Source organism: Paraburkholderia unamae (genome assembly GCF_003268775.1).
Lineage (GTDB): Bacteria > Pseudomonadota > Gammaproteobacteria > Burkholderiales > Burkholderiaceae > Paraburkholderia > Paraburkholderia unamae.
This window is the reverse complement of sequence record NZ_QLSU01000002.1, coordinates 345,355-366,999: the sequence shown is the minus strand read 5'-3', so window position 1 is coordinate 366,999 and position 21,645 is coordinate 345,355. Positions and strand designations below refer to the sequence as shown.

19 protein-coding genes and 1 tRNA gene are annotated in these 21,645 nt (G+C 66.4%); 6 read left to right on the top strand and 14 right to left on the bottom strand.

Features of this window, described 5'->3' with window-relative positions:
- Window position 1: 1 nt before the first annotated feature.
- On the bottom strand, window positions 2-1,498 hold the full coding sequence (gene gatA / locus C7401_RS04315) for an Asp-tRNA(Asn)/Glu-tRNA(Gln) amidotransferase subunit GatA (RefSeq protein ID WP_112170104.1): 1,497 nt from the start codon (window positions 1,496-1,498) through the stop codon (window positions 2-4).
- 185 nt (window positions 1,499-1,683) lie between these two features.
- A complete protein-coding gene (gene gatC / locus C7401_RS04310) occupies window positions 1,684-1,983 on the bottom strand; it encodes an Asp-tRNA(Asn)/Glu-tRNA(Gln) amidotransferase subunit GatC (protein ID WP_112170103.1) in 300 nt (99 codons plus the stop codon).
- Between the two features lie 435 nt (window positions 1,984-2,418).
- On the opposite strand from gatC, the gene C7401_RS04305 reads away from it, so the two are divergent.
- The 5 genes from C7401_RS04305 to rodA all read left to right on the top strand — a co-directional run bounded on the left by C7401_RS04305 (window position 2,419) and on the right by rodA (window position 8,994).
- Window positions 2,419-3,462 (top strand): rod shape-determining protein, encoded by a 1,044-nt coding sequence (locus C7401_RS04305; protein ID WP_004189550.1) that lies wholly within the window; start codon window positions 2,419-2,421, stop codon window positions 3,460-3,462.
- Between the two features lie 167 nt (window positions 3,463-3,629).
- Window positions 3,630-4,769, top strand: a complete 1,140-nt coding sequence (mreC, locus tag C7401_RS04300; RefSeq protein ID WP_112170102.1) for a rod shape-determining protein MreC — start codon at window positions 3,630-3,632, stop codon at window positions 4,767-4,769.
- Window positions 4,769-5,281 (top strand): rod shape-determining protein MreD, encoded by a 513-nt coding sequence (gene mreD / locus C7401_RS04295; RefSeq protein WP_112170101.1) that lies wholly within the window; start codon window positions 4,769-4,771, stop codon window positions 5,279-5,281. The genes mreC and mreD overlap by 1 nt, the downstream gene beginning before the upstream one ends.
- A 101-nt stretch (window positions 5,282-5,382) precedes the next feature.
- A complete protein-coding gene (gene mrdA / locus C7401_RS04290; protein ID WP_112170100.1) occupies window positions 5,383-7,818 on the top strand; it encodes a penicillin-binding protein 2 in 2,436 nt (811 codons plus the stop codon).
- Window positions 7,819-7,827: 9 nt separating this feature from the next.
- A complete protein-coding gene (gene rodA, locus C7401_RS04285) occupies window positions 7,828-8,994 on the top strand; it encodes a rod shape-determining protein RodA (protein ID WP_112170099.1) in 1,167 nt (388 codons plus the stop codon).
- A gap of 115 nt (window positions 8,995-9,109) precedes the next feature.
- On the opposite strand, the gene C7401_RS04280 is transcribed toward rodA, so the two are convergent.
- The 10 genes from C7401_RS04280 to rsmB all read right to left on the bottom strand — a co-directional run bounded on the left by C7401_RS04280 (window position 9,110) and on the right by rsmB (window position 18,517).
- Window positions 9,110-9,859 carry a tetratricopeptide repeat protein gene (locus C7401_RS04280; RefSeq protein ID WP_112170098.1) on the bottom strand — a complete coding sequence of 250 codons (750 nt, stop codon included), beginning with the start codon at window positions 9,857-9,859 and terminating at the stop codon, window positions 9,110-9,112.
- Window positions 9,856-10,638 carry an HpcH/HpaI aldolase family protein gene (locus C7401_RS04275; RefSeq protein WP_112170097.1) on the bottom strand — a complete coding sequence of 261 codons (783 nt, stop codon included), beginning with the start codon at window positions 10,636-10,638 and terminating at the stop codon, window positions 9,856-9,858. Before C7401_RS04275 ends, C7401_RS04280 begins: the two co-directional genes overlap by 4 nt.
- Before the next feature lie 219 nt (window positions 10,639-10,857).
- On the bottom strand, window positions 10,858-11,301 hold the full coding sequence (gene queD / locus C7401_RS04270) for a 6-carboxytetrahydropterin synthase QueD (RefSeq protein WP_112170294.1): 444 nt from the start codon (window positions 11,299-11,301) through the stop codon (window positions 10,858-10,860).
- A gap of 31 nt (window positions 11,302-11,332) precedes the next feature.
- Window positions 11,333-11,965, bottom strand: coding sequence for a 7-carboxy-7-deazaguanine synthase (queE, locus tag C7401_RS04265; RefSeq protein ID WP_112170096.1), 633 nt, complete (start codon window positions 11,963-11,965; stop codon window positions 11,333-11,335).
- 78 nt (window positions 11,966-12,043) lie between these two features.
- Complete coding sequence (gene queC / locus C7401_RS04260; RefSeq protein ID WP_112170095.1) at window positions 12,044-12,775, bottom strand: 7-cyano-7-deazaguanine synthase QueC; 732 nt, start codon at window positions 12,773-12,775, stop codon at window positions 12,044-12,046.
- Between the two features lie 308 nt (window positions 12,776-13,083).
- A tRNA-Phe gene (locus C7401_RS04255) sits at window positions 13,084-13,159 on the bottom strand.
- Between the two features lie 105 nt (window positions 13,160-13,264).
- A complete protein-coding gene (gene esaR, locus C7401_RS04250) occupies window positions 13,265-13,969 on the bottom strand; it encodes a response regulator transcription factor EsaR (RefSeq protein WP_112170094.1) in 705 nt (234 codons plus the stop codon).
- Window positions 13,970-16,402, bottom strand: coding sequence for a sensor histidine kinase (locus C7401_RS04245; protein WP_112170093.1), 2,433 nt, complete (start codon window positions 16,400-16,402; stop codon window positions 13,970-13,972).
- The gene (locus C7401_RS04240; RefSeq protein WP_112170092.1) at window positions 16,392-16,985 is read right to left on the bottom strand and encodes a DUF4390 domain-containing protein; all 594 of its coding nucleotides are present in this window, start codon (window positions 16,983-16,985) and stop codon (window positions 16,392-16,394) included. Before C7401_RS04240 ends, C7401_RS04245 begins: the two co-directional genes overlap by 11 nt.
- Entirely contained in the window at window positions 16,982-18,517 is a 1,536-nt protein-coding gene (rsmB, locus tag C7401_RS04235; protein ID WP_112170091.1) for a 16S rRNA (cytosine(967)-C(5))-methyltransferase RsmB, read from the bottom strand. Before rsmB ends, C7401_RS04240 begins: the two co-directional genes overlap by 4 nt.
- A 239-nt stretch (window positions 18,518-18,756) precedes the next feature.
- Between rsmB and C7401_RS04230 the strand changes: the two genes are divergently transcribed.
- On the top strand, window positions 18,757-19,911 hold the full coding sequence (locus tag C7401_RS04230) for a hypothetical protein (protein WP_146757880.1): 1,155 nt from the start codon (window positions 18,757-18,759) through the stop codon (window positions 19,909-19,911).
- 69 nt (window positions 19,912-19,980) lie between these two features.
- Here C7401_RS04230 and htpX read toward each other — a convergent pair whose 3' ends face one another.
- Both htpX and C7401_RS04220 read right to left on the bottom strand, forming a co-directional pair.
- On the bottom strand, window positions 19,981-20,832 hold the full coding sequence (gene htpX, locus C7401_RS04225) for a zinc metalloprotease HtpX (protein WP_112170089.1): 852 nt from the start codon (window positions 20,830-20,832) through the stop codon (window positions 19,981-19,983).
- Between the two features lie 130 nt (window positions 20,833-20,962).
- Entirely contained in the window at window positions 20,963-21,604 is a 642-nt protein-coding gene (locus C7401_RS04220) for a LysE family translocator (RefSeq protein ID WP_112170088.1), read from the bottom strand.
- Window positions 21,605-21,645: the final 41 nt, after the last annotated feature.

Here is a 21,645-nt window from a genome sequence, read left to right as displayed (position 1 = left end):
TTTACACCCCTGCCGGCGCCTTGCGATGCCACTCGGTCGCGCGCTGGAACGCGTCGGCGACCTGGAGCATGCGGGCCTCGTTGAAATAGTTGCCGACGATCTGGAGACCGACCGGACGTTGCGCGTTCGCACCCGCGCCGAAGCCGCACGGCACGCTCATGCCGGGCAAGCCCGCGAGGCTGGTGGACAGCGTGTAGATGTCGGCGAGATACATTTGCAGCGGATCGTCGCCCTTCGCGCCCAGATCCCACGCCACGCTCGGCGCCACCGGCCCCATGATGACGTCGCACTGCTTGAACGCTTCCTGGAAGTCCTGCGCGATGATGCGTCGGATCTTCTGCGCTTGCAGGTAGTACGCGTCGTAGTAGCCGTGCGAAAGCACGTAGGTGCCCACCAGAATGCGGCGCTTCACTTCGGGGCCGAAGCCCTCGGCGCGCGACTTCTTGTACATGTCGAGCAGGTCGCGATATTCGGCCGCGCGATGGCCGAAGCGCACGCCGTCGAAACGCGAGAGGTTCGACGAGGCTTCCGCCGGTGCGATCACGTAATAAACGGGGATCGAAAGCTCCGTTTTCGGCAGCGTGACTTCCACGAGCGTCGCGCCCAGCGACTCGTACACCTTCAGGGCGGCGTCGATGGAAGCGCGCACGTCGTCGGCGAGACCCGCGCCGAAGTATTCCTTCGGCAGGCCGATGCGCAGGCCCGCGAGCGGCTTGTCCGCGCCGGCGCCGGCGCTCCCGCTCCACTGCTGGCCGAGGTGACGCGTGTAATCCTCGTGCTCGTGCGTGAGGCTCGTCGAGTCGCGCTCGTCGAAGCCGCCCATGGCGTTCAGGAGCAGTGCGCAGTCGGCGGCACTCTGCGCGAACGGGCCGCCCTGGTCGAGCGACGACGCGAACGCGATCATGCCGTAGCGCGACACCCGGCCGTACGTGGGCTTGATGCCCGTCACGCCGGTAAACGACGCCGGCTGACGGATCGAGCCGCCCGTGTCGGTGCCGGTGGCGGCGGGCGCGAGGCGCGCGGCAACGGCCGCGGCGGAACCGCCCGACGAGCCGCCCGGCACGGCCTTCTTGTCCCACGGGTTTTTCACCGCGCCGAAATGCGAGTTCTCGTTGGACGAGCCCATCGCGAATTCGTCCATGTTGGTCTTGCCGAGGCAGACCATGCCCGCGCGCTCGAGGCGCTCGACGACGGTGGCGTCGAACGGGCTCACGTAGTTGGCGAGCATCTTCGAGCCTGCGGTCGAGCGCCAGCCGCGCGTGACGAACACGTCCTTGTGCGCAAGCGGAATGCCCGCGAGCGGGCCCGCGTGACCCGAGTGCAGGAGCGCGTCGGCGGCCTTCGCCTGGGCGAGCGTCAATTCGGGATTGACGTCGACGAACGCGTTCAGATCTTGATGTACCTCAATCCGACCCAAAAAATGCTGGGCCAGCTCGACTGCGGAGCACTCCTTCGCAGCCAGCGCGGCGCGCAGTTCGGTCAAGCTTTTGTCATGCATTGCGTGATTCCTGGAAGAACGTCACGGCGTGGTCAAAATCGATTCGCCGTCCGGAGCATGCGGCCCGTCGTTCGCAAACGTGCGGACCGTGTCCGGAAAACCCGCGAAAACTCGGGAGTCCGTGCCTTTTCGAACTGTTCCGACGACTCGAAGGACTTCGAAAATGGCGAAAAAATGCTGCGTGTTTACTCAATCACGCGCGGCACAAGGTAAAGTCCGTCCTGCACCGCGGGTGCGGGACGCTGGAACGCCTCGCGGTCGACGATTTCGGTTACGGCGTCCTCGCGCAGGCGCAGCGCGACGTCCTCGATCTGCTCGATCGGGTGCGCGAGCGGCGCGATGCCAGTCGTGTCCACGGCCTGCATCTGCTCGACGAGGCCAAAGAAGTCGTTCAGGCGTTCGAGCGTGTTGCCGGCTTCGGCGTCGGCCAGTTCGAGGCGCGCAAGATGCGCGATGCGCTTCACATCGTTCAGGGTCAGGGCCATGCGGTCACCGGAAAAAGAGGCTGTGGCAGTGCGGAAATGCGGTGCTGCAACAGCGGTTTATCGCGCCGGATCCGGTTGTGGAGGAAAGCTTCGACGAGGTCAAAAACTGCCTTCTGGATCCTGCAAAACAGGCAAAATTATAAGGTATCATTACGCGTTCGACCCAAACCCGGACCGCCTTGCGCCCGCCTTTCAGTTCTGTCCGCTGCACGATGCGGCCAGATGTAACGAAACGGGCAGCGCAGCGAGGCTGCCTCCGGTAACCATCCCCGCAGTCTCAGGCCCCTCGTGGCGCCCCCTTGCGACGCCTCCGCAGTGCTTTCGGGGCGCTCTCGCGGCCGGCGCCCGGTGCCCATCCTGAGGCTGTTTATTTTTCCGCTGCCGCCCTCGCCCATCAAGCTGGAAGGACGGCCACAAGCGAGACAGGATTTTTGAATGTTCGGTTTTCTTCGTAGCTACTTCTCCAACGACCTGGCGATCGACCTCGGCACCGCCAACACCCTGATTTACATGCGCGGCAAGGGCATCGTCCTCGACGAACCGTCGGTGGTGTCCATTCGCCAGGAAGGCGGCCCGAACGGCAAGAAGACGATTCAGGCCGTCGGCAAGGAAGCCAAGCAGATGCTCGGCAAGGTTCCGGGCAACATCGAAGCCATCCGCCCGATGAAGGACGGCGTGATCGCCGACTTCACCGTCACCGAGCAGATGATCAAGCAGTTCATCAAGACGGCGCACGAGTCGCGCATGTTCTCGCCGTCGCCGCGCATCATCATCTGCGTGCCGTGCGGCTCGACCCAGGTCGAGCGCCGCGCGATCAAGGAAGCGGCACACGGCGCGGGCGCCTCGCAGGTCTACCTCATCGAAGAACCGATGGCCGCCGCAATCGGCGCAGGCCTGCCGGTTTCGGAAGCCACGGGCTCGATGGTCGTCGACATCGGCGGCGGCACGACCGAAGTGGGCGTGATCTCGCTCGGCGGCATCGTCTACAAGGGCTCGGTGCGCGTGGGCGGCGACAAGTTCGACGAAGCGATCGTCAACTATATCCGCCGCAACTACGGCATGCTGATCGGCGAGCAAACCGCCGAAGCCATCAAGAAGGAAATCGGCTCGGCGTTCCCGGGTTCCGAGGTCAAGGAAATGGAAGTGAAGGGCCGCAACCTGTCGGAAGGCATTCCGCGCAGCTTCACCATTTCGAGCAACGAAATTCTCGAAGCGCTCACCGACCCGCTGAACCAGATCGTCTCGTCGGTGAAGATCGCCCTCGAACAAACGCCGCCGGAACTGGGCGCCGACATCGCCGAACGCGGCATGATGCTCACGGGCGGCGGCGCGCTGCTGCGCGACCTGGACCGCCTGCTCGCCGAAGAAACCGGTCTGCCGGTGCTCGTGGCCGAAGATCCGCTCACCTGCGTGGTGCGCGGCTCGGGCATGGCGCTCGAGCGCATGGACAAGCTTGGCAGCATCTTCTCGTACGAGTAAGCGCACAGCGCACCGCTGCGCTCGCACGCGGCGCGGTTTCGGCGCCAGCGTGCCGTTGATGGCCACGCGGCGCGCGCGCCGCTGCACCGCCCGCATCGGGGCGTCCTTCGGGGCGCCGCAGTTTCACCCTCCGTTTCACCGAACCGCACACGCCCCCGGCGCCGACCATGGAATACAGTCCGCCGCCCCTCTTTAAGCAGGGCCCCTCGGCACTCGCACGGCTGATGTTCTTCGTCGTGCTGTCGCTCGCGCTCCTGATCTCCGACGCGCGCTTCAAGACGCTCGAGGTCGTGCGCGGCGTACTCGGCGCGGGCCTCTACCCGCTGCAACGCGCGGCCCTCGTGCCGCGCGACTTCTTTATGGGCGCTGCCGACCTGGCGGTGACGAGCTCCGCGCTGCGCACCGAAAACACGCAACTGCACACGCGCAATCTCCAGCTTTCGCAGCAGGCCAACGACGCCGCTTCGCTCGCGGCCGAGAACGCGCATCTGCGCGCGCTCTTGCAACTGTCGCAGCGCATCGGCGCGCAAACCACGCCCGCAGAGATCCAGTACGACACACGCGACCCGTTCACGCAGAAGGTCGTGATTGGCGGCGGCTCGCAGCAAGGCATTCAGAACGGCTCGCCGGTGCTGAGCGAAGACGGCGTGATCGGCCAGATCACGCGCGTCTTCCCCTTGCAGTCCGAAGTCACGCTCGTCACCGACAAGGACCAGGCCGTGCCGGTCGAAGTCGTGCGCACGGGCCTGCGCAGCGTGATCTACGGCACCGCGAAAGGCGACCTGCTCGATCTGCGCTTCGTGCCGATCAGCGCCGACGTGCAGGCCGGCGACGAACTCGTGACGAGCGGACTCGACGGCGTGTATCCGCAAGGGCTGCCGGTCGCGAAGGTGCTGCGCGTGGACAAGCAGGCCGACACGGCCTTCGCGCGCGTGGTCTGCTTGCCGCTCGCGGCCGTGCGCGGCGCGCGCCAGGTGCTCGTGCTGCACTATGTCGCACAGGTGCCGCCCAACCCGATCGCCGCCGAAGAGGCCGCCGCCGCCGAGGCCAAGGACGCGAAGAAGAAGCCCGCCAAGGGCGCGGACAAGAAGGGCGAGAAGAAAGCCGACGATGCGAAGGCGAAACCCGCCGCCGCCGCGTCCGGCGCCACGCCGGCCCCCGCTCCCGCTCAGGCAAAACCGGGCACCGGCACTGCCGCGAACGCGGCCGCCGACAAAAAGCCGGCGGAGCAAAAGCAGCCCGCGAGAAAGCCCAAGGAGAGCCTGCGCGAAGAGGCGGCGAAGGCCGTCGAGCAAGGGGGCCACTGATGACGCGTCCGCAATACATCCTCCAGCCGGTCAACCCGTACTTCATCGTCTTCAGCCTCGCGGCGGCGTTCCTGCTGAACCTGCTGCCCTGGGGCAAGTTGCCGGGCGTGCCCGATTTCGTCGCGCTCGTGCTGCTGTTCTGGAACATCCACCAGCCGCGCAAGGTCGGCATGGGCGTCGCGTTTTTCCTCGGGCTCCTCATGGACGTCCACAACGCGAACCTGCTCGGCGAACACGCGCTCGCGTACACGCTGCTTTCGTACGGCGCGATCACCATTCACCGCCGCGTGCTGTGGATGTCGATCGGACTGCAAATGTTCGCCGTCACGCCCATGCTGGTCGGCGCGCAGGTCGTGCCGTTCGTGATCCGCCTGCTGATGGGCGCTTCGTTTCCCGGCTGGGGTTATCTCATCAGCGGCTTCGTCGAGGCCATCCTCTGGCCGATCGCGAGCGTGCTGTTGCTCCTGCCGCAGCGGCGTCCCGTCGATCCCGACGATACCCGGCCCATTTGAGCGGCGCGCCGCTCGCCGCTGGAAGACTCGCTTGACTACCTCTTACGCACCCCGGCCCGCCGTTCCTTGCGACTGGAACAGCGGGGCCTGGGTCTGACAGCATGACCGAATTCAAGGACACCCAGCAGCAGCTCTCGAAGTTCCGCCTGCGCGTTGCGGCGGCGGGGCTGTTCGTGTTCGTCTGCTTCGGGCTGATCGCGTTCCGCTTCCTCTACTTGCAAGTCTGGAACCACAGCAAGTACTCGCTGCAAGCGGACGAAAACCGCATTTCCGTTGCGCCGATCGTGCCGAACCGCGGCATCATCACCGACCGCAACGGCGTCGTGCTCGCGAAGAACTACTCGGCGTACACGCTCGAAATCACGCCCTCGAAGCTCACCGACACGCTCGACAACACGATCGACGAGCTGTCGACCGTGATCCCGATCGACGCACGCGACCGCCGCCGCTTCAAGAAGCTGCTCGAAGACTCGAAGAACTTCGAGAGCCTGCCGATCCGCACGCGCCTGACCGACGACGAAGTCGCGCGCTTCACCGCCCAGCGCTTCCGCTTCCCCGGCGTGGAAGTGCGCGCGCGCCTGTTCCGCCAGTACCCGCTCGGCCCCACAGCCGCGCACGTGATCGGCTATATCGGCCGCATTTCGCAGCGCGACCAGGAGCGTATCGACGATCTCTCCGACAAGAACGACAGCGATCCCGAGCACTACGATCCGCGTCTCGACGCGAACAACTACAACGGCACCGACTACATCGGCAAGATCGGCGTCGAGCAGAGCTACGAAACCGAACTGCATGGCCTGACGGGCTTCGAGGAAGTGGAAGTGACGGCGGGCGGGCGTCCCGTGCGCACGCTCTCGCGCAGCCAGGCCACGCCCGGCAACAACCTCGTGCTGTCGATCGATATCGGCCTGCAACAGGTGGCCGAGCAGGCGTTCGCGGGCAAACGCGGCGCGCTCGTCGCGATCGAGCCTGCAACGGGCGACATTCTCGCGTTCGTCTCCGCGCCGAGCTTCGACCCGAACTCGTTCGTGGACGGCATCGACCAGCAAACGTGGGATGAGCTCAACAACTCGCCCGATCACCCGCTCCTGAACCGTCCGCTGCACGGCACCTATCCGCCGGGCTCGACCTACAAGCCGTTCATGGCGCTCGCCGCGCTCACGCTGCACAAGCGCACGCCGCAATGGGGTTTCTCGGACCCCGGCTACTACATGTTCGGCGGCCACCGCTTCAACAACGACGTGCGCTCCGGCCAGGGCTGGGTCGACATGAACCGCGCGATCATGGTGTCGAACGACACCTACTTCTTCATGCTCGCGCACGACCTGGGCGTGGATAACATCGCGAACTTCATGAAGCCGCTCGGCTTCGGACAGATCACCGGCATCGACATCTCGGGCGAGGCGCGCGGCATCCTGCCTTCGACCGAATGGAAGCGCAAGGCGTACCGCAAGCCCGAGCAGCAGAAGTGGTACGAGGGCGAAACGGTCAGCCTGGGCATTGGCCAGGGCTACAACTCGTTCACGATCCTTCAGCTCGCGCACGCCACGGCCACGCTCGCCGACAACGGCGTGCTCATGAAGCCCCACCTCGTGAAGGAGATCGAGAATCCCATCACGAAGCAGGAGCGCCTCACGGTGCCGAGCCAAAGCGGCCGCCTGAACGTGACCCAGGCCGATATCGACGTCGTGAAGCGCGGCATGGAAAACGTGACGATGAATCCGTCGGGCACCGCGTACCAGGTGTTCCGCAACGCGCCCTACACGTCGGCGGGCAAGACCGGCACGGCGCAGGTGTTCTCGCTGCAAGGCGGCAAGTACCAGGCGCACGCGCTCGCCGAGCATCTGCGCGACCACGCGCTGTTCATCGCGTTCGCGCCGGCCGAGAAGCCGCAGATCGCCGTTGCGCTGATCGTCGAAAACGGCGGCTGGGGTGCGCAGTCCGCCGGCCCGATCGCGCGCCGCGTGCTCGACTACTATCTCGTCGACCGTCTGAAGCCGGGCGTCGAGCAGGCGGCCGTGAGCGCCGCGGCTTCGGCCACTGAAGACGCCTCCGCGCCCGTGATCGGCACGCCCACGCCGGCCTCCGGCCCGGTCGTCGCACAACCGGTGCGGATCGCCGCGGGCTTCACGCCGCTGCCGGTTCCCGGTGCCGCTTCGGCCGCTTCGGCGGCTGCCGCGGCTTCGGGCGCGTCGGATGCGGCCGCACCGGCGGCGGCTTCCGCCGCAGCACCCACAGCACCCTTGACGCCGGCTTCCGGCGCCGACGCGCGCGTCGCGCACGCCAAGGCCGGCGAAAGCAGCAAGAGCAGCAAGCCGATCGCACCGGACGCACCCAGCGGCACCGACGCCGTGAACGGCGGCACCGCGAGCGCCAACGGCGCACCCGACACCGCTGTCGCGCGCCCCGCGCCCGCCTCCATGCCCCGCCACTTCGGGCCGGGCCCGCATCGTCCGCGCCGGCCCGCCAGCGCGCCCGATGCGACCACGCTCGCGCCGCCGCCGCCCAAGCCTGCGACCGGCGGCATCGACGAGTAAGGAATCACCATGCCTTTCTTCCAGTTCGACAAGATCGACAAGCGCGCGGTGCTCGACACCTTGCGCAAGATGTTCCTCGGCTTCGACCGCCCGCTCGCGCTCACGGTGTTCCTGCTGCTGTGCGTGGGCATCGTCACGCTGTACAGTGCGAGCCTCGACGTCCCCGGCCGCGTGGAAGACCAGCTGCGCAACATCATGCTCACCTTCGTGCTGATGTGGGCGCTCGCCAATGTGCCGCCCAACACGCTCATGCGGTTCGCCGTGCCGGTCTACACCTTCGGGATCGCCTTGCTGATTGCCGTGGCGCTATTCGGCCTCACGCGCAAGGGCGCGAAGCGCTGGATCAATGTGGGCGTCGTGATCCAGCCTTCGGAGATTCTCAAGATCGCCACGCCGCTCATGCTCGCGTGGTATTACCAGCGCCGCGAAGGCGTGACGCGCTGGTACGACTTCGTCGTGGGCTTCATCATCCTGTTCCTGCCGGTCGGCCTGATTGCCAAGCAGCCCGACCTCGGCACCGCCGTGCTCGTGTTCGCCTCGGGTCTGTTCGTCATCTACTTCGCGGGCCTTTCGTTCAAGCTGATCGTGCCGGTGCTGATCGCGGGCGTGATCGCGGTGGCCTCGATCGCGGCGTTCCAGGACAAGATCTGCCAGCCGCAGGTGAACTGGCCGCTGATGCACGACTACCAGAAGCACCGCATCTGCACGCTGCTCGACCCCACCTCCGACCCGCTCGGCAAGGGCTTCCACACCATTCAGGCGGTGATCGCGATCGGCTCGGGCGGCCCGCTCGGCAAGGGCTGGCTGAAGGGCACGCAGTCGCACCTGGAGTTCATCCCCGAGAAGCACACCGACTTCATTTTCGCCGTGTTCTCCGAGGAGTTCGGCATGGCGGGCGGCCTCGTGCTGCTCACGCTCTACATGTGTCTGATCGCGCGCGGGCTTTATATCGCCGCGAACGGCGCGACACTCTTCGGGCGATTATTGGCGGGCTCGCTCACGATGGCGTTCTTCACCTACGCGTTCGTCAATATCGGCATGGTGAGCGGCATTCTGCCCGTGGTGGGCGTGCCGCTGCCGTTCATGAGCTATGGCGGCACGGCGCTCACCACGCTCGGCGTGGCGATCGGGCTCATCATGAGCGTGGGACGCCAGAAGCGGTTGATGCAGAGTTGAAGGCGCGGCGGGCAACGGCAACGCCCGCCCGCTCGATCGATGCAGCAAAAAAAACGCGCCGGCATTGTCCGGCGCGTTGTCGTTTCAGCGGGTGCTCGCTGGCACTTACCGGCACTTACTGCGTGGGCGCCGATTTCATCAACTGCGCGCTCAACTGCTGATACTTCAGGCGCGCCACGGGATCGCCCTGCGCCGCCGCCGCCGCGTAGTACGCGCGCGCGACGTTCAGGTTCTTCGGCACGCCGTCGCCGCCGCGCTCGTAGAACGAGCCGGTCACGTATTGCGCGGTCATGTCGCCGCCCTCGGCGGCCTTCTTGTACCAGTAGAACGCCTGCTTGTTGTCGCGCGTGGTGCCGCGCCCGTCGAGGTACTGGTTCGCGAGCGCAAGCTCCGCCTGCACGTGCCCCTGCTTCGCCGCCTTGAGGAACCACTGGTGTGCCTGCACCGGATCGCGCTCGACGAAATCGCCGTCGTCGTACATCTTGCCGTACACGTATTGCGCATGCGACATGTTGGCGTCGGCGGCCTTGCGCAGCCACTTGCGGCCCTCGCCCACGTCGGCGGCACCGCCTTCGCCGTTCACGAGCATCATCGCGTAGTTGAACTCGGCCAGCCGGTTGCCGCGCTCGGCCGCCGCCTGGAATTCCGTGCGCGCGGCGGAAAGATTGCCGGCGTTGTAGTCGGCAACTGCGTTGGCCGTTTGTGGATCGGACTCGGCGCCCGTCGCGGCGCTGGCCGCGTCGGCCGCGGCGGCCTCATCGGCGATTGCGCTCGCGCCGAGCACCGCGCCCGCAAGGCAACCGATGGCGACCGCACGTGTCGTCCGTGCAAAAAGACGCTCGAAAAGCGCTTTCGGGCGCCTCATGATCTCGCCTCCTGGAGCGCCTGGCGTGTCGCGCGCACGAGCCAGATCACGTCGGCGGCGAGCGCGATGAAGCTGAAGCCCATCTCCCGATACTGCTTCGCGCCGGCTGCATCCATGGCGAAGATGCCCGACGCCACGCCCGCGTCGCGCGCGGCCGCAACGATGCGCTGCATGGCGGCGAGCACGTCCGGATGCTTCGAGTCGCCGAGATGGCCGAGGCTCGCCGCGAGGTCGGCCGGCCCGACGAACAGGCAATCCACCCCCGGCACCGCCGCGATTTTTTCGACTTCGGCCAGCGCCGCCGCCGATTCGATCTGCACGATCGTCGCGATCTGCGCGTTCGCGCCGTGCAGATAGTCGCGCCGCATGCCGTAGGCCGCCGCGCGCACCACGCCCGCCACGCCGCGCTGGCCGTCCGGCGTGTTCGCATCGGGATATTGCGTGAGGCTCACGGCGCGCGCGGCTTCCTGGGCCGAGGACACGTTGGGAAACATCACGGTGCGCGCGCCCGCGTCGAGCACGCGTTTGACGAGCCAGGGCTCGCAGTCGGGCAGGCGCACCACGGGCTCGGTGGGCAGATGCGCGGCGGCGATCGCGCGTAGTTGCGCGACGGTGTCGGCGCTGTCGTTGGGCGTGTGCTCCATGTCGATCAGCAGCCAGTCGAAGCCGGCGTGCGCGAGCGCCTCGGCGGCGGTCTCGCTGCCCATGGAAAGCCACAGGCCGAACAGCGGCTCCGCCTCCTTGAGGCGTTCCTTGAGGGGATTGGTGAAGGTGCTCATCGCCGTGCTCCCGGCGAGGCTGCGGGGGCGCGCACGGGGCGCGCGGGCGCTTGCGCCCGGCGACGCGGCAGCCGGCAGGTCTCGCTCCGTTATGTGTTGTCGGGCCGCGCGCAGGGATGCGCAGGCCTTGCCGGAACGATCATACCGCGACAAAAATTTGCAGGACGGCGCGGAAAACCCGGCCTTGCCCGCAGCGGGAAAGCGGTGAGCGCAGGCGCGTCAGTCGCGCGTGACTTCGGCCCAGCAATTCGGCGTTTCGTACAGACGCAGCTTGTGCAGGCGCAGGTTCACGCCGTAGTGCGCGTCGTACACGTTCGCGAGGATGTCGAACGCGATGGCCGCGAGATTTTCCACGGTCGGGATGCGGTCGATCACGACCGTCTTGTGGCCCGGCAGCGTTTCGAGAAAGCCGCGCACCTGCGTGTCGCCCTCGAACACGAGGAACGCGTGGTCCCACAGATCGACGAGATGCTGGTTCGCGAGCGACTTCACGTCGGCGAAGTCCATCACCATGCCGCGATCGGGCGCGCCCTCGGTTTCGACGAGGTCGCCTTGCAGCGTGATTTCGAGCACATAGCGATGGCCGTGCAGGTTACGGCACTGGCTGCGGTGGTCGGGGATGCGGTGGCCCGCGTCGAATTCGAGTTTTCGGGTGATCGTCAGCACGGCACTTGTTCAGATAAATTCGCGGAAATCAGGGAATATTCAGGTACTTGTGGGTCTGCATCGACAGGCGCCACTGCGGATGGCGCTTGCACCAGTCGATCGCGAGCTTCGTGTTCAGGTCGCGCGACGGGCCGTCCATGGGCTGTACGAGAAAATACTCGAAATCGAGCTTCGCGTAGTCGGCAAGGCGCTGGTTGTCCTGCGGCACCACCACCTTCAGCTCGTTGCCCTTCGTGACCACGAGCGGCGCGTCGGCCTTCGGGCTCACGCAGATCCAGTCGATGGTTTCCAGCACCGGCAGCGAACCGTTCGTTTCGATGGCGATCTCGAAGCCGGCCGCGTGCAGCGCGTCGACGAACGGCGCGTCGATCTGCAACATCGGCTCGCCGCCCGTGCAGACCACGAAGCGGTTGCCCTCGCCTTCGGGCCACAGCGAAGCGATCTTCGCGACGAGTTCTTCAGGCGTGCGGAATTTTCCGCCATTCTCGCCATCGGTGCCCACGAAGTCGGTGTCGCAGAAGCGGCACACGGCTTCGGCGCGGTCTTCCTCGCGGCCCGACCAGAGATTGCAGCCGGCGAACCGGCAGAACACGGCCGGACGCCCGGCGTTCGCGCCCTCGCCCTGCAACGTGTAGAAAATTTCCTTTACCGCGTAAGTCATGCTGCTGCCTGGTTCTGGCTCATGGGGCGGCCTCGACGGCCATGCTCATGAAAACCGGTTGGTGTCGGGCGCCCTCGCTCAGACCGGCGCTTCCGTGACGTTCTCGCCCGCGAGATACGCTTCGTAGCCACGCTTGCGCAACTTGCAGGCCGGGCACTCGCCGCAGCCGAAGCCCCACGCGTGAAGCTCGGCGCGCTCGCCCACGTAGCAGGTGTGCGTCTCGACGCGCACCATGTCCACCAGCGCCTCGCCGCCGAGCTGTTCGGCCAGGCGCCACGTGTCGGCCTTGTCGAGCCACATGAGCGGCGTTTCCAGCACGAAGCGCGTGTCCATGCCGAGATTGAGCGCGACTTGCAGCGCCTTCATGGTGTCGTCGCGGCAGTCCGGGTAGCCCGAGAAGTCGGTCTCGCACATGCCGCCCACGAGCACCTTGAGCCCGCGACGATAAGCGATCGCGGCGGCGATCTGCATGAACATCAGGTTGCGGCCCGGCACGAAGGTGTTCGGCAGGCCGCTCGCGGCCGTTTCGATCTCGATCTCGCGCGTCATGGCCGTGTCGCTGATCGAGCCGAGCACCGAGAGATCGATCATGTGATCTTCGCCGAGGCGCTCGCCCCATGCGGGGAACGTGCTCGCAATCGCGGCGCGAAAGCCCTCGCGGCATTCCAGTTCGACGCGATGACGCTGGCCATAATCGAAGCCGAGCGTCTCGACGGTCTCGTAGCGCTCGAGCGCCCATGCGAGGCACGTGGCCGAGTCCTGGCCGCCGGAAAACAGGACGAGCGCGCCCTTGGCTTCTGTTCGAGTCACCGTGAAACTCCGTGTATGAGGTTTCCGCGCGAATGCGTTCGTTGCCTGGTTTTTGCTGGCTGGCTTGTGCTACCAGGCTCTTGCTACCAGACTTTGCCACCAGACCTTGCCATCTGAAGCACCCGGGCGGACCGCCGCGGACAAGGCGCGCCGGCTCAAGCAGTATAGGCCGGGGCCCTCGCACGGGCATCGGCGCACCCTTATACCCTGGATACCGTCGATGCCGGTCTTCGAACTTCTTCGAAGCTCCGGAGATCGAGCACAACGAAAAAGCCCCAGGAATCGAATGATCTCCTGGGGCTGCATTCTGGTGGCCTGGGACGGAATCGAACCATCGACACGCGGATTTTCAATCCGCTGCTCTACCAACTGAGCTACCGGGCCAACGAAGAAAGAAGAGTATAGCGACCTAAGCTGGGTTGCGCAAGTGCCTTCGCCAAATTAATTCTGTCAGCGCCTGGTCCTCGCGCCACTCCGCACCATTGCGCGTCATTCGCCCTTGCTCTTGCCGAGGTCCACGCCGAGTTGCTTGAGCTTGCGATACAGGTGGGTGCGCTCAAGCCCCGTTTTTTCGGCCACGCGCGTCATGCTGCCGTTTTCGCGCGCGAGGTGGTACTCGAAGTACGCGCGCTCGAACGCGTCGCGCGCGTCGCGCAACGGAATGTCGAACGAGATCGAAGCCGTTTGCGTGGCCGTGGCGCCCGCCTGCATGCCGTGCACGCCGTCAGCGCCGAGCACCGGCAAGGCCGCCGCCGAAGCGACGACCGCGGGACCGCCGACCGCCGACTTTCCGGCCGCCCCCGCGCTCGCCGACGTGACCGGCGCGGCCGTGCCGCGCGCGAGGCCCTGCTCGACCGCCTTCAGCAGCTTTTGCAGCGCGATGGGCTTTTCGAGGAAGTTGAGCGCGCCGATCTTGGTTGCCTCGACGGCGGTGTCGATGGTCGCGTGGCCCGACATCATGATGACCGGCATCGTGAGCTGGCCTTGTGCAGCCCACTCCTTGAGCAGCGTCACGCCGTCGGTGTCCGGCATCCAGATATCGAGCAGCACGAGGTCCGGCACCGCGCGCTGCCGGAAGTCGCGCGCCTGCTGCGCATCTTCAGCCAGCTCCACGACGTGTCCTTCGTCGCTGAGGATCTCCGAGAGCAATTCCCGGATGCCCATTTCATCATCTACCACCAGGATGGTTGCCATTTACGCTGCCCTTGTCTGCACTGTTGCTTTTGATCCCTGCTCCGCTTCGGCGCGCCCATGCGCCACCCCGGATCGGCCGGGTCCGGGCGTCGCGGCATCCGGTGGGATGTCATCGGCCAGCTGGAGAAAGAGAATCGAGATCTGCGCGCCTTCTATCACATCGCCTGCCTTGAGTCGATTGCGGATGTCGATGCGAGCGCCGTGCTCGTCAACGATCTTCTTCACCATCGCAAGCCCGAGGCCTGTTCCTTTGGCTTTGGTCGTCACATATGGTTCGAACGCCCGCGTGAGGATGCGTGCAGGAAAACCCGGACCGTTGTCCGACACCGTGAGGCGCACCGCAACGCGCGTGCGGCCCTGCGCGTCGGGGTCTCCGTATTCTACGGCGCGTGTCTCGAGCGTCACGCGAGGATTCGCGGTATCGGCCACGGCGTCCTGCGCGTTTTGCAGCAGGTTGTGGATCACCTGGCGCAATTGCGTGGCGTCGCCGCGGATCACCGGCAAGTCCGAGAGCTCGACCTTGATCGCGCTCTTGCCTTCTTCGGCGCCATACAGCGTGAGCACTTCGCTCACGAGGTCGTTCAACTGGAGATGCGCGAGCACCGCGGGCGGCGTGCGCGCATAGTCGCGGAAGTTGTCGACCATCTGCTTCATCGCGGCGACCTGGTTGACGATCGTCGTCGCGCCGCGCTTGAGCACTTCGGCGTCCGACGGCGCGAGCTTGTCGGAGAGCTTCATTTGCAGGCGCTCGGCCGAGAGCTGAATCGGCGTGAGCGGATTCTTGATCTCGTGCGCAAGACGTCGCGCGACTTCGCCCCACGCCACCGAACGTTGCGCCGAGATCACGTCGGAGATGTCGTCGAACACCACCACGTAGCCCGAGGTTTGCATGTCGCCCGCGTCGCGGCCCGTGTCGGAAACCAGGCGCGCGCCGCGCACGAGCAGCGTGAGCGGATCGGTTTCGCCGGGAATGGGCACCGAGAACTGCTGCTGCCAATGGCCACGCGTGCTGTCGCCGTCGCCGCGCGAAGCTTCCTGGTCGGCGAAGGCCTTGCGCACCATCGCGCCGAATTCCGTGAGCGCGCCGATGTGATCGAGCGCGACGCCAAGCTGCGTCTCGAACGGCTGACGGAAGATGCGCTCCGCGCCGGGGTTCGCCGTCGTGAGGCGGAACTGCCGGTCGAACACGAACACGCCCGCCGTGAGGTTCGCGAGAATGCTCTCCAGATACGCCTTCGAATGCTCGAGCGCGACGCGGTTCTTCTCCACGGCCTGGCGCGCTTCGGAAAGCTGGCGCGTCATCGCGTTGAACGACTGCGTGAGGAAGCCCAGTTCGTCGCGCGACTTGATTTCGCGCTTCGGCGTGTAGTCGCCCTCGGTCACTTCCTTCGTACCCTGCGCGAGAAGGAAAAGCGGCCGCGCAAGCTGGTTGCCGAGCGCGAGCGCCAGCATCATCGCCACGAAGGTCGCGAGAAAAAGCGCGAGCGTGAGCGTGCCGATATACATCTTGCGCAAGCCCGTGCGGCCGAGCGCCTTTTCCTGATACTCGCGATAGGCGCGCTGCACGGCGTCGGCGTTGCGCGCGAGCGCGGCGGGCACCGGCTGCTCCAGTTGCAGGAAGCGCTCCGCCGGTTGCAGATCCGTTGTGTTCGCATCGGGAATGCGCGTGACCACGCGCAGGCGCAACGCGCCCTTCGGCCCATGCAGATGCGGGTCGCCGTCCACCTCGCCTTCGATCGCCGCATAACCGCGCCCGCGCGCCTGGTCGAGCATGAGCGGCGTGGGCAGATCGCTCGGCATCAGCGACGAGAAGTTGCTCGACGCCTGCGCCACCACGTGCATGTCCGGCGCCGCGCCCGACATGCTGCGCACCGGCTCGAAGATGGTGGCGTCCTGCACGCCGAACTGGTCGCGCGCGCGCAGGAGCGTGAGCGTGGTGCCCGCCGCTTCGCCGCTCGCGATCTGATCGGCCATCAGGCGCGCCTTGGTTTGCAGGTCGGAGAGCGAGGCGTCGAGCATGCCGCGCCCGAGGTTCAGGCCCGCCGTGAGCGCGGTTTCCACGTTCACGTCGAACCACGACTCGATCGAGCGCGAGACGAACTGGTACGAGACGATATAGATGATGCCGCCCGGCACCACACCCACGAGCGCGAAGAAGAACGCGAGCTTGGCCAGCAGCCGCGTGCCGAACTTGCCGCGCCTCAGGCGCACGACGATCACGATCACGAGCGCCGTGACCACCGACATGAAGATCAGCGCGACGACGATGTTGGCCGCGTAGAGCCAGCCATAGTAGCGGTCGAAGAACTCGGTGTTCGCGCTCGCGGCGGCGAGCAGGACGAGCAGCAGCGTCGCGGTGAACGCGACGGTGGAAACGAGCAGCTTGACGACGACGCTGCTGAAGCTGGTGGCGCGGCGTACTTTATTTAGCACGTTCGGTCACCGTGAAGTTAAAGCGCTTCCAGTCGGAAGCCAGGTTCCAGTCGCGGTTGTTCACGGCGTCGATCTGGAAGGGCTTGGGCATCAGCGCGACGTCGAGCTGCATGCGTACCGAAGCGGTATACGTCTCCCCCGGATGCACGTCGTTGCGCTCGATCACGTGCCACGACGTGACGTGCTTGATGACCGCGAGCGCGTCGGCAAGCGTCGCGAAGCCGAGTTGCAGGCCGCCGCTCGATACGCGGTACTCGCGCGTGAGCGGCTGGAACGACAGGCGAATGCTTTGCGAAACGCTCACCGGTTGTTCGTCGAACCAGTACCAGCGCGCCCGCGTCAGTTCGAAGTCGGTGGTGAAGTAGAGCGGAATGCCCTTGTTGACCGCGTCTTCCAGGCTGCTGTTGAGGTCGAAATCGAAGCGGGCGTCGAGGCTCCAGCCGTTGCCGTCGGCCTGTAGCGACGCGCGCTGCACCGAGATCGAATCGGCGCGCGCCGGCGCCGCGGCCACGAGGCCGACGACGGCCAGCACCAGCCAGATCAGGGCCGCGAGCCGCAGCGGGAAGATGCGTTTGATGGTCACCGTTTCTGAAAGCGCGCGTAGAAGAATCCGTCGTGATCTGCGGTGCGATCGGGAACAGGGCCGGCGTTTGCCGCGACTGCGGCCTGAACATCGGCATCATGCCGAGCCTCGTGGGCTGCGCCGCATGCTGGCCCCCCGGCCGGCGCGCCGTCCGCCGTGGGCAGCAGTTGCCCCGGCGCGTCCAATCGTACCGCATCCGCGTGGGTGCTTTCAAACCAGCGCGCCTGCGCCTCGCCTTCCTCGGGGAAGATCGAGCAGGTCACGTAGAGCAGTTCGCCGCCCGGCTTGACGAGCGGCCACAGCGCGTCGGCGATGCGGCGCTGCTCGGCGGCAAGCGCCGCGATGTCGCTCTCGCGGCGCAGCCAGCGGATGTCCGGATGGCGGCGCACGATGCCCGAGGCCGAGCACGGCACGTCGGCGAGGATGCGGTCGAACTGCTCGCCGTCGTGCCACGCGGCGGGATTGCCCGCGTCGCCCACCACGATCTTCGCGCGGCGCAGCGGGTGCACGGAATCGTCCTCGGCAAAACCGAGACGCGCGAAGTTCTCGCCGATGCGCGCCGCGCGCGCGGCATCGCTCTCCAGCGCGACCAGGTCGATGTCGGCCAGCTCAAGCAGATGCCCGCTCTTGCCGCCTGGCGCCGCGCACGCGTCGAGCACGCGCATGCCGTCGCGCACGCCGAGGATTTGCGCGGCCACTTGCGCACCGGCGTCCTGCACGGACACGTCACCGGCCGTGAAGCCCGGAATGCGATCGACGGGCAACGCGGCGGCAAGGCGCACGGCGTGCTCGCCGATCTGGCTTGCGGCGATGTTTTCGGCGGCGAGCCGCTGTACGTAGTCGGCGGCGCTCGAGCGGCGCGCGTTCACGCGCAGCGTGAGCGGACCCTGTGTGTTGCCGGCGGCGAGTATCGCCTGCCACTGCGCGGGCCACGCGGCGCGCACCGCGTCGATCCACCAGCGCGGGTAGTTCCAGTGCGCGGTCTCGTCGGTCTGGGCGGCGGCGAGCGCCGTGTCGCGCTCGCGCAGGAATCCGCGCAGCACCGCGTTGACGAGTCCCTTGGCGAAGGCGATCTCGCGGCGCGCCCCCACGGTGCGCACGGCTTGATCGACGACCGTAAATGGCGTGTAGGCGGCGCTCGCCTCGTCTTCCACGAGCAGCGCGAACGCGCAGGCAAGCAGGTTCTGGACGTGCGGCGGCGGCGCCTTGCTCACGCGTTGCCGGATCAGCCAGTCCGCGGTGCCGAGCCGCCGCATGGTGCGATACGCGATGTCCTGCACCGCGCCACGCGCGACCGGCGCGAACTCGCCCGGCAAGGCGGCGAAGGTGCTCGCGAGCGCGGCGGGCAGCGCCGCCCCGGCGCGCACGCTGCCAACGGCATGGGCGGCCAGATCGAGGGCGAAACCGAGCGACTCCGGGGCCAGATGCACGGGCTGATGGGCCGGTGCCGCGCCTGGCCGGCGTGCTGGCGTTGCGGAACCCTTTTTGCCGCGGTTCGGTGCGGCTGGTCGCCGCGATGAGCTGGATGTCATGAGAAACCGGATGCGGGCCGCAACGAGGCGGCATCAATGAAGCACAAGCGAGCCATTGTAGCGTGGCGAGCGCGCAACACTGTTTAGTCGCGAGATCCCGTTGACCATGGCGCGGTTGCCGGCAGGCCGGCGGCGAAGCCGTGGCAGACGAGCGGGATACATATTGGCGGATATCGACGGATGGCTCGCCGCATCATGATCAGCGAAGGCGCTTTGCGCGCCGCCCCGTCATGGCCATCATGAAACCACTCGGGAAACGACACGACATCGCGTTCCTCGCCTTCCTTGCGCTCTTTTCCGTCTACCAGCAGGGACGGGGGAAGGTGTTCTCGCCCTTCTGGGACTACAAGGTCTACGCCTATGCGCTGGACCAGTTCAGGCGCGGCGCGAATCCGTACAACCCGCACGGCTTTCCGTTCGTCTATCCGCCGGCCTTCCTGAATCTGTTCTCCCATGTTCCGTTTCATGGGTTCTATCTCGCCTTCGTGTGCGCGTCGCTCGCGTGCCTCGCGTACAGCCTCAGGCATGCGGACTTCGTGGTGGCCGGCGCGCTCGGTTTTTTCACTGGCGGCGCGGGCGTGGGCGGCATCCTCACGGGAAACTTCGCCATCTTCGCGCACCTGCTCATCATTGCGCTGTTCTATGCGGCATCGACAGGAAAAAGCAGCGCGACGGCGAAGCACTGGCTGCTGGCTTTTTTCATCGCCCTTTTCGCCGCCATCAAGATCTACTTCCTGACCTACGCCCTCGTGTTTTTTTTCATTCCCAAGGGCATGCGCTATCTGCTGGCCGTGCCCGTGTGCGTTGCGCTCGCAACCATCGCGCAACTCGTGCTCGAACCGCGCCTGTGGACCGACTTCGAGACCCTCCTGCGCTGGCAGATGCTCACCCAGAACGATTCCGGGCTCGTGCTGTTCGGCATGCTCGAGCAGCACGTTCGCGCCCTGAGCGCCATCGAGGACGTGCTGATCTACGAGCTCGTCGTCGTCGCGCTATTCATCGGCGCGGTCAATCCGTTTCGCGCGCCGCGCCTCATCGCCGCCGAAAAGGTGCCCGGCAGACTGTTCTATCTCCTCGCGTTCGCCCTCGCGCTCAATCCGCGCATGAAGGAATACGACATCGCGCCGTTTTTTGCGTGCTGCTATGTCTCGCTGTTCCAGAGCAGCACCCGCGATAACCGGCTCGATCGCGCGTTCTTCTATGCCGTGCCGCTGGCGTTCGTCGCCGCGTGGGTCATCGTCAAGTTCGGGCACGTGTACTACGCGCTCGACGTGGCCTGGTTCATCGGCGTCTATTTCGTGTTCGTCGTGGTGTCCCTGCGGCAGCGGGCGCTGCGGCTTGCCGGGCACGCACACGCGCGGCATGCGGACCGCGATGCCCACGCCACCGGCTAACCGGGCGGACGGTCGCGCATAAAAAAACGCCTCCGAAGAGGCGTTTTTCGTGCAATGCCGTGCGCAGCCCTAGCGGCGGCCGGCGGCCATTTCCATCAAGCGGCGGATGCGCTCTTCCGTGGCCGGGTGCGTGCTGAACAGGTTCGCGATACCACCGCCCGAGAGCGGATTCATGATCATCATCTGCGCCGTGGCCGGATGCGCTTCCGCAGTCTGGAACGGAATGCCCTGCGCGTAGCGATGGATCTTGTCGAGCGCCGAGGCGAGCGCCTGCGGGTCGCCCGAAATCTCCGCGCCGCCGCGGTCGGCCTCGAACTCGCGCGCACGCGAAATCGCCATCTGGATCAGCGCGCCCGCGATCGGCGCGAGCAGCGCCACGGCAATGCTCGCGATCGGGTTGGCCGGACGGCCGTTCTCGTCGCGGCCGCCGAAGATCATCGCGAAGTTGGCGAGCGCCGAGATCGCGCCGGCCATGGTCGCCGAAATCGTCGAGATGAGAATGTCGCGGTGCTTCACGTGCGCGAGTTCGTGCGCCATCACCCCGCGCATCTCGCGCTCGGACAGCACCCGCAGGATGCCCGTGGTCGCCGCGACCGCCGCGTGCTCGGGGTTGCGGCCCGTGGCGAAAGCGTTGGGCGCGTCCTCGTTGATGAGGTAGACGCGCGGCATGGGCAGGCCCGCGCGCGTGGCCAGATCGCGCACCATGCGGTAGAACTGCGGCGCCGTGGTTTCGTCGACTTCCTGCGCGTTGTACATGCGCAGGACCATCTTGTCCGAATACCAGTACGAGAAGAAGTTCATGGCGAGCGCGAAGAACAGCGCCAGCATCATGCCCCGATGCCCGCCGATCAGCCCGCCAATCGCGATGAAAAGGGCCGTAATCGCGGCCATCAACATCGCGGTCTTGACCCAGTTGAACATGTGCTCTGCTCCTTCACCCACGAGGGGATCAAATCGATCGTTGAACGCCCGCCGCCAGCCGGTCAGCCACACGCGGGCGAGCGCATTGTAAGCGATCTGTTAGATAAGGGCGGGTGCGAAAAATTCAATCTCAGCGCGAGGCGGCGGCCAGCCTCAGCCCGAGGCCGACGAACGCCGAGCCGACCGTCCGGTCGAGCCACTTCTTCACGCCCGGTTTGCCTGCGAAGCGGCGCGTGACGCTGCCCGCCACCCATGCGACAAGACTGTTCCACATCATGCTCATCACCACGAACACGGCACCGAGCGTAAGGAACGCGAGCGCCTTGTGCGCGCTTTCGGCGCTCACGAACTGCGGGAAGAACGAAACGAAGAACAGCACGACCTTCGGGTTGAGCACGTTGGTCCAGAAACCCGAGAGGAAGAGCTGACGCAGCGGGCGCGCCGCACCGGCGGCCGGCGCTTCGCCCGCGGCCGGGCTGGCTTCCTGCTTCGTGAGGACGAGGCGCACGCCGAGATACACGAGATAGATCGCGCCGACGATCTTGATGACCGTGAACGCCGTGGCGGACGCCGCGAGCAGCGCCGTCAGGCCGAACGCGCAGGCGAGCGAGTGCACGCAGCAGCCCGCCGAGATGCCGAGCGCGGAGACGAGGCCCGCGCCGCGGCCCTGCGCGACGCTGCGCCCGACGATGTAGGCGGTATCGGGGCCCGGCGTCACGTTCAGAAGAAAGACGGCCACGAGGAAGAAACCGAAATGGGTGATGCCGAGCATGCCAACCTCAAGATTGCTCAAATTGCGAACGGCGCTGAAGC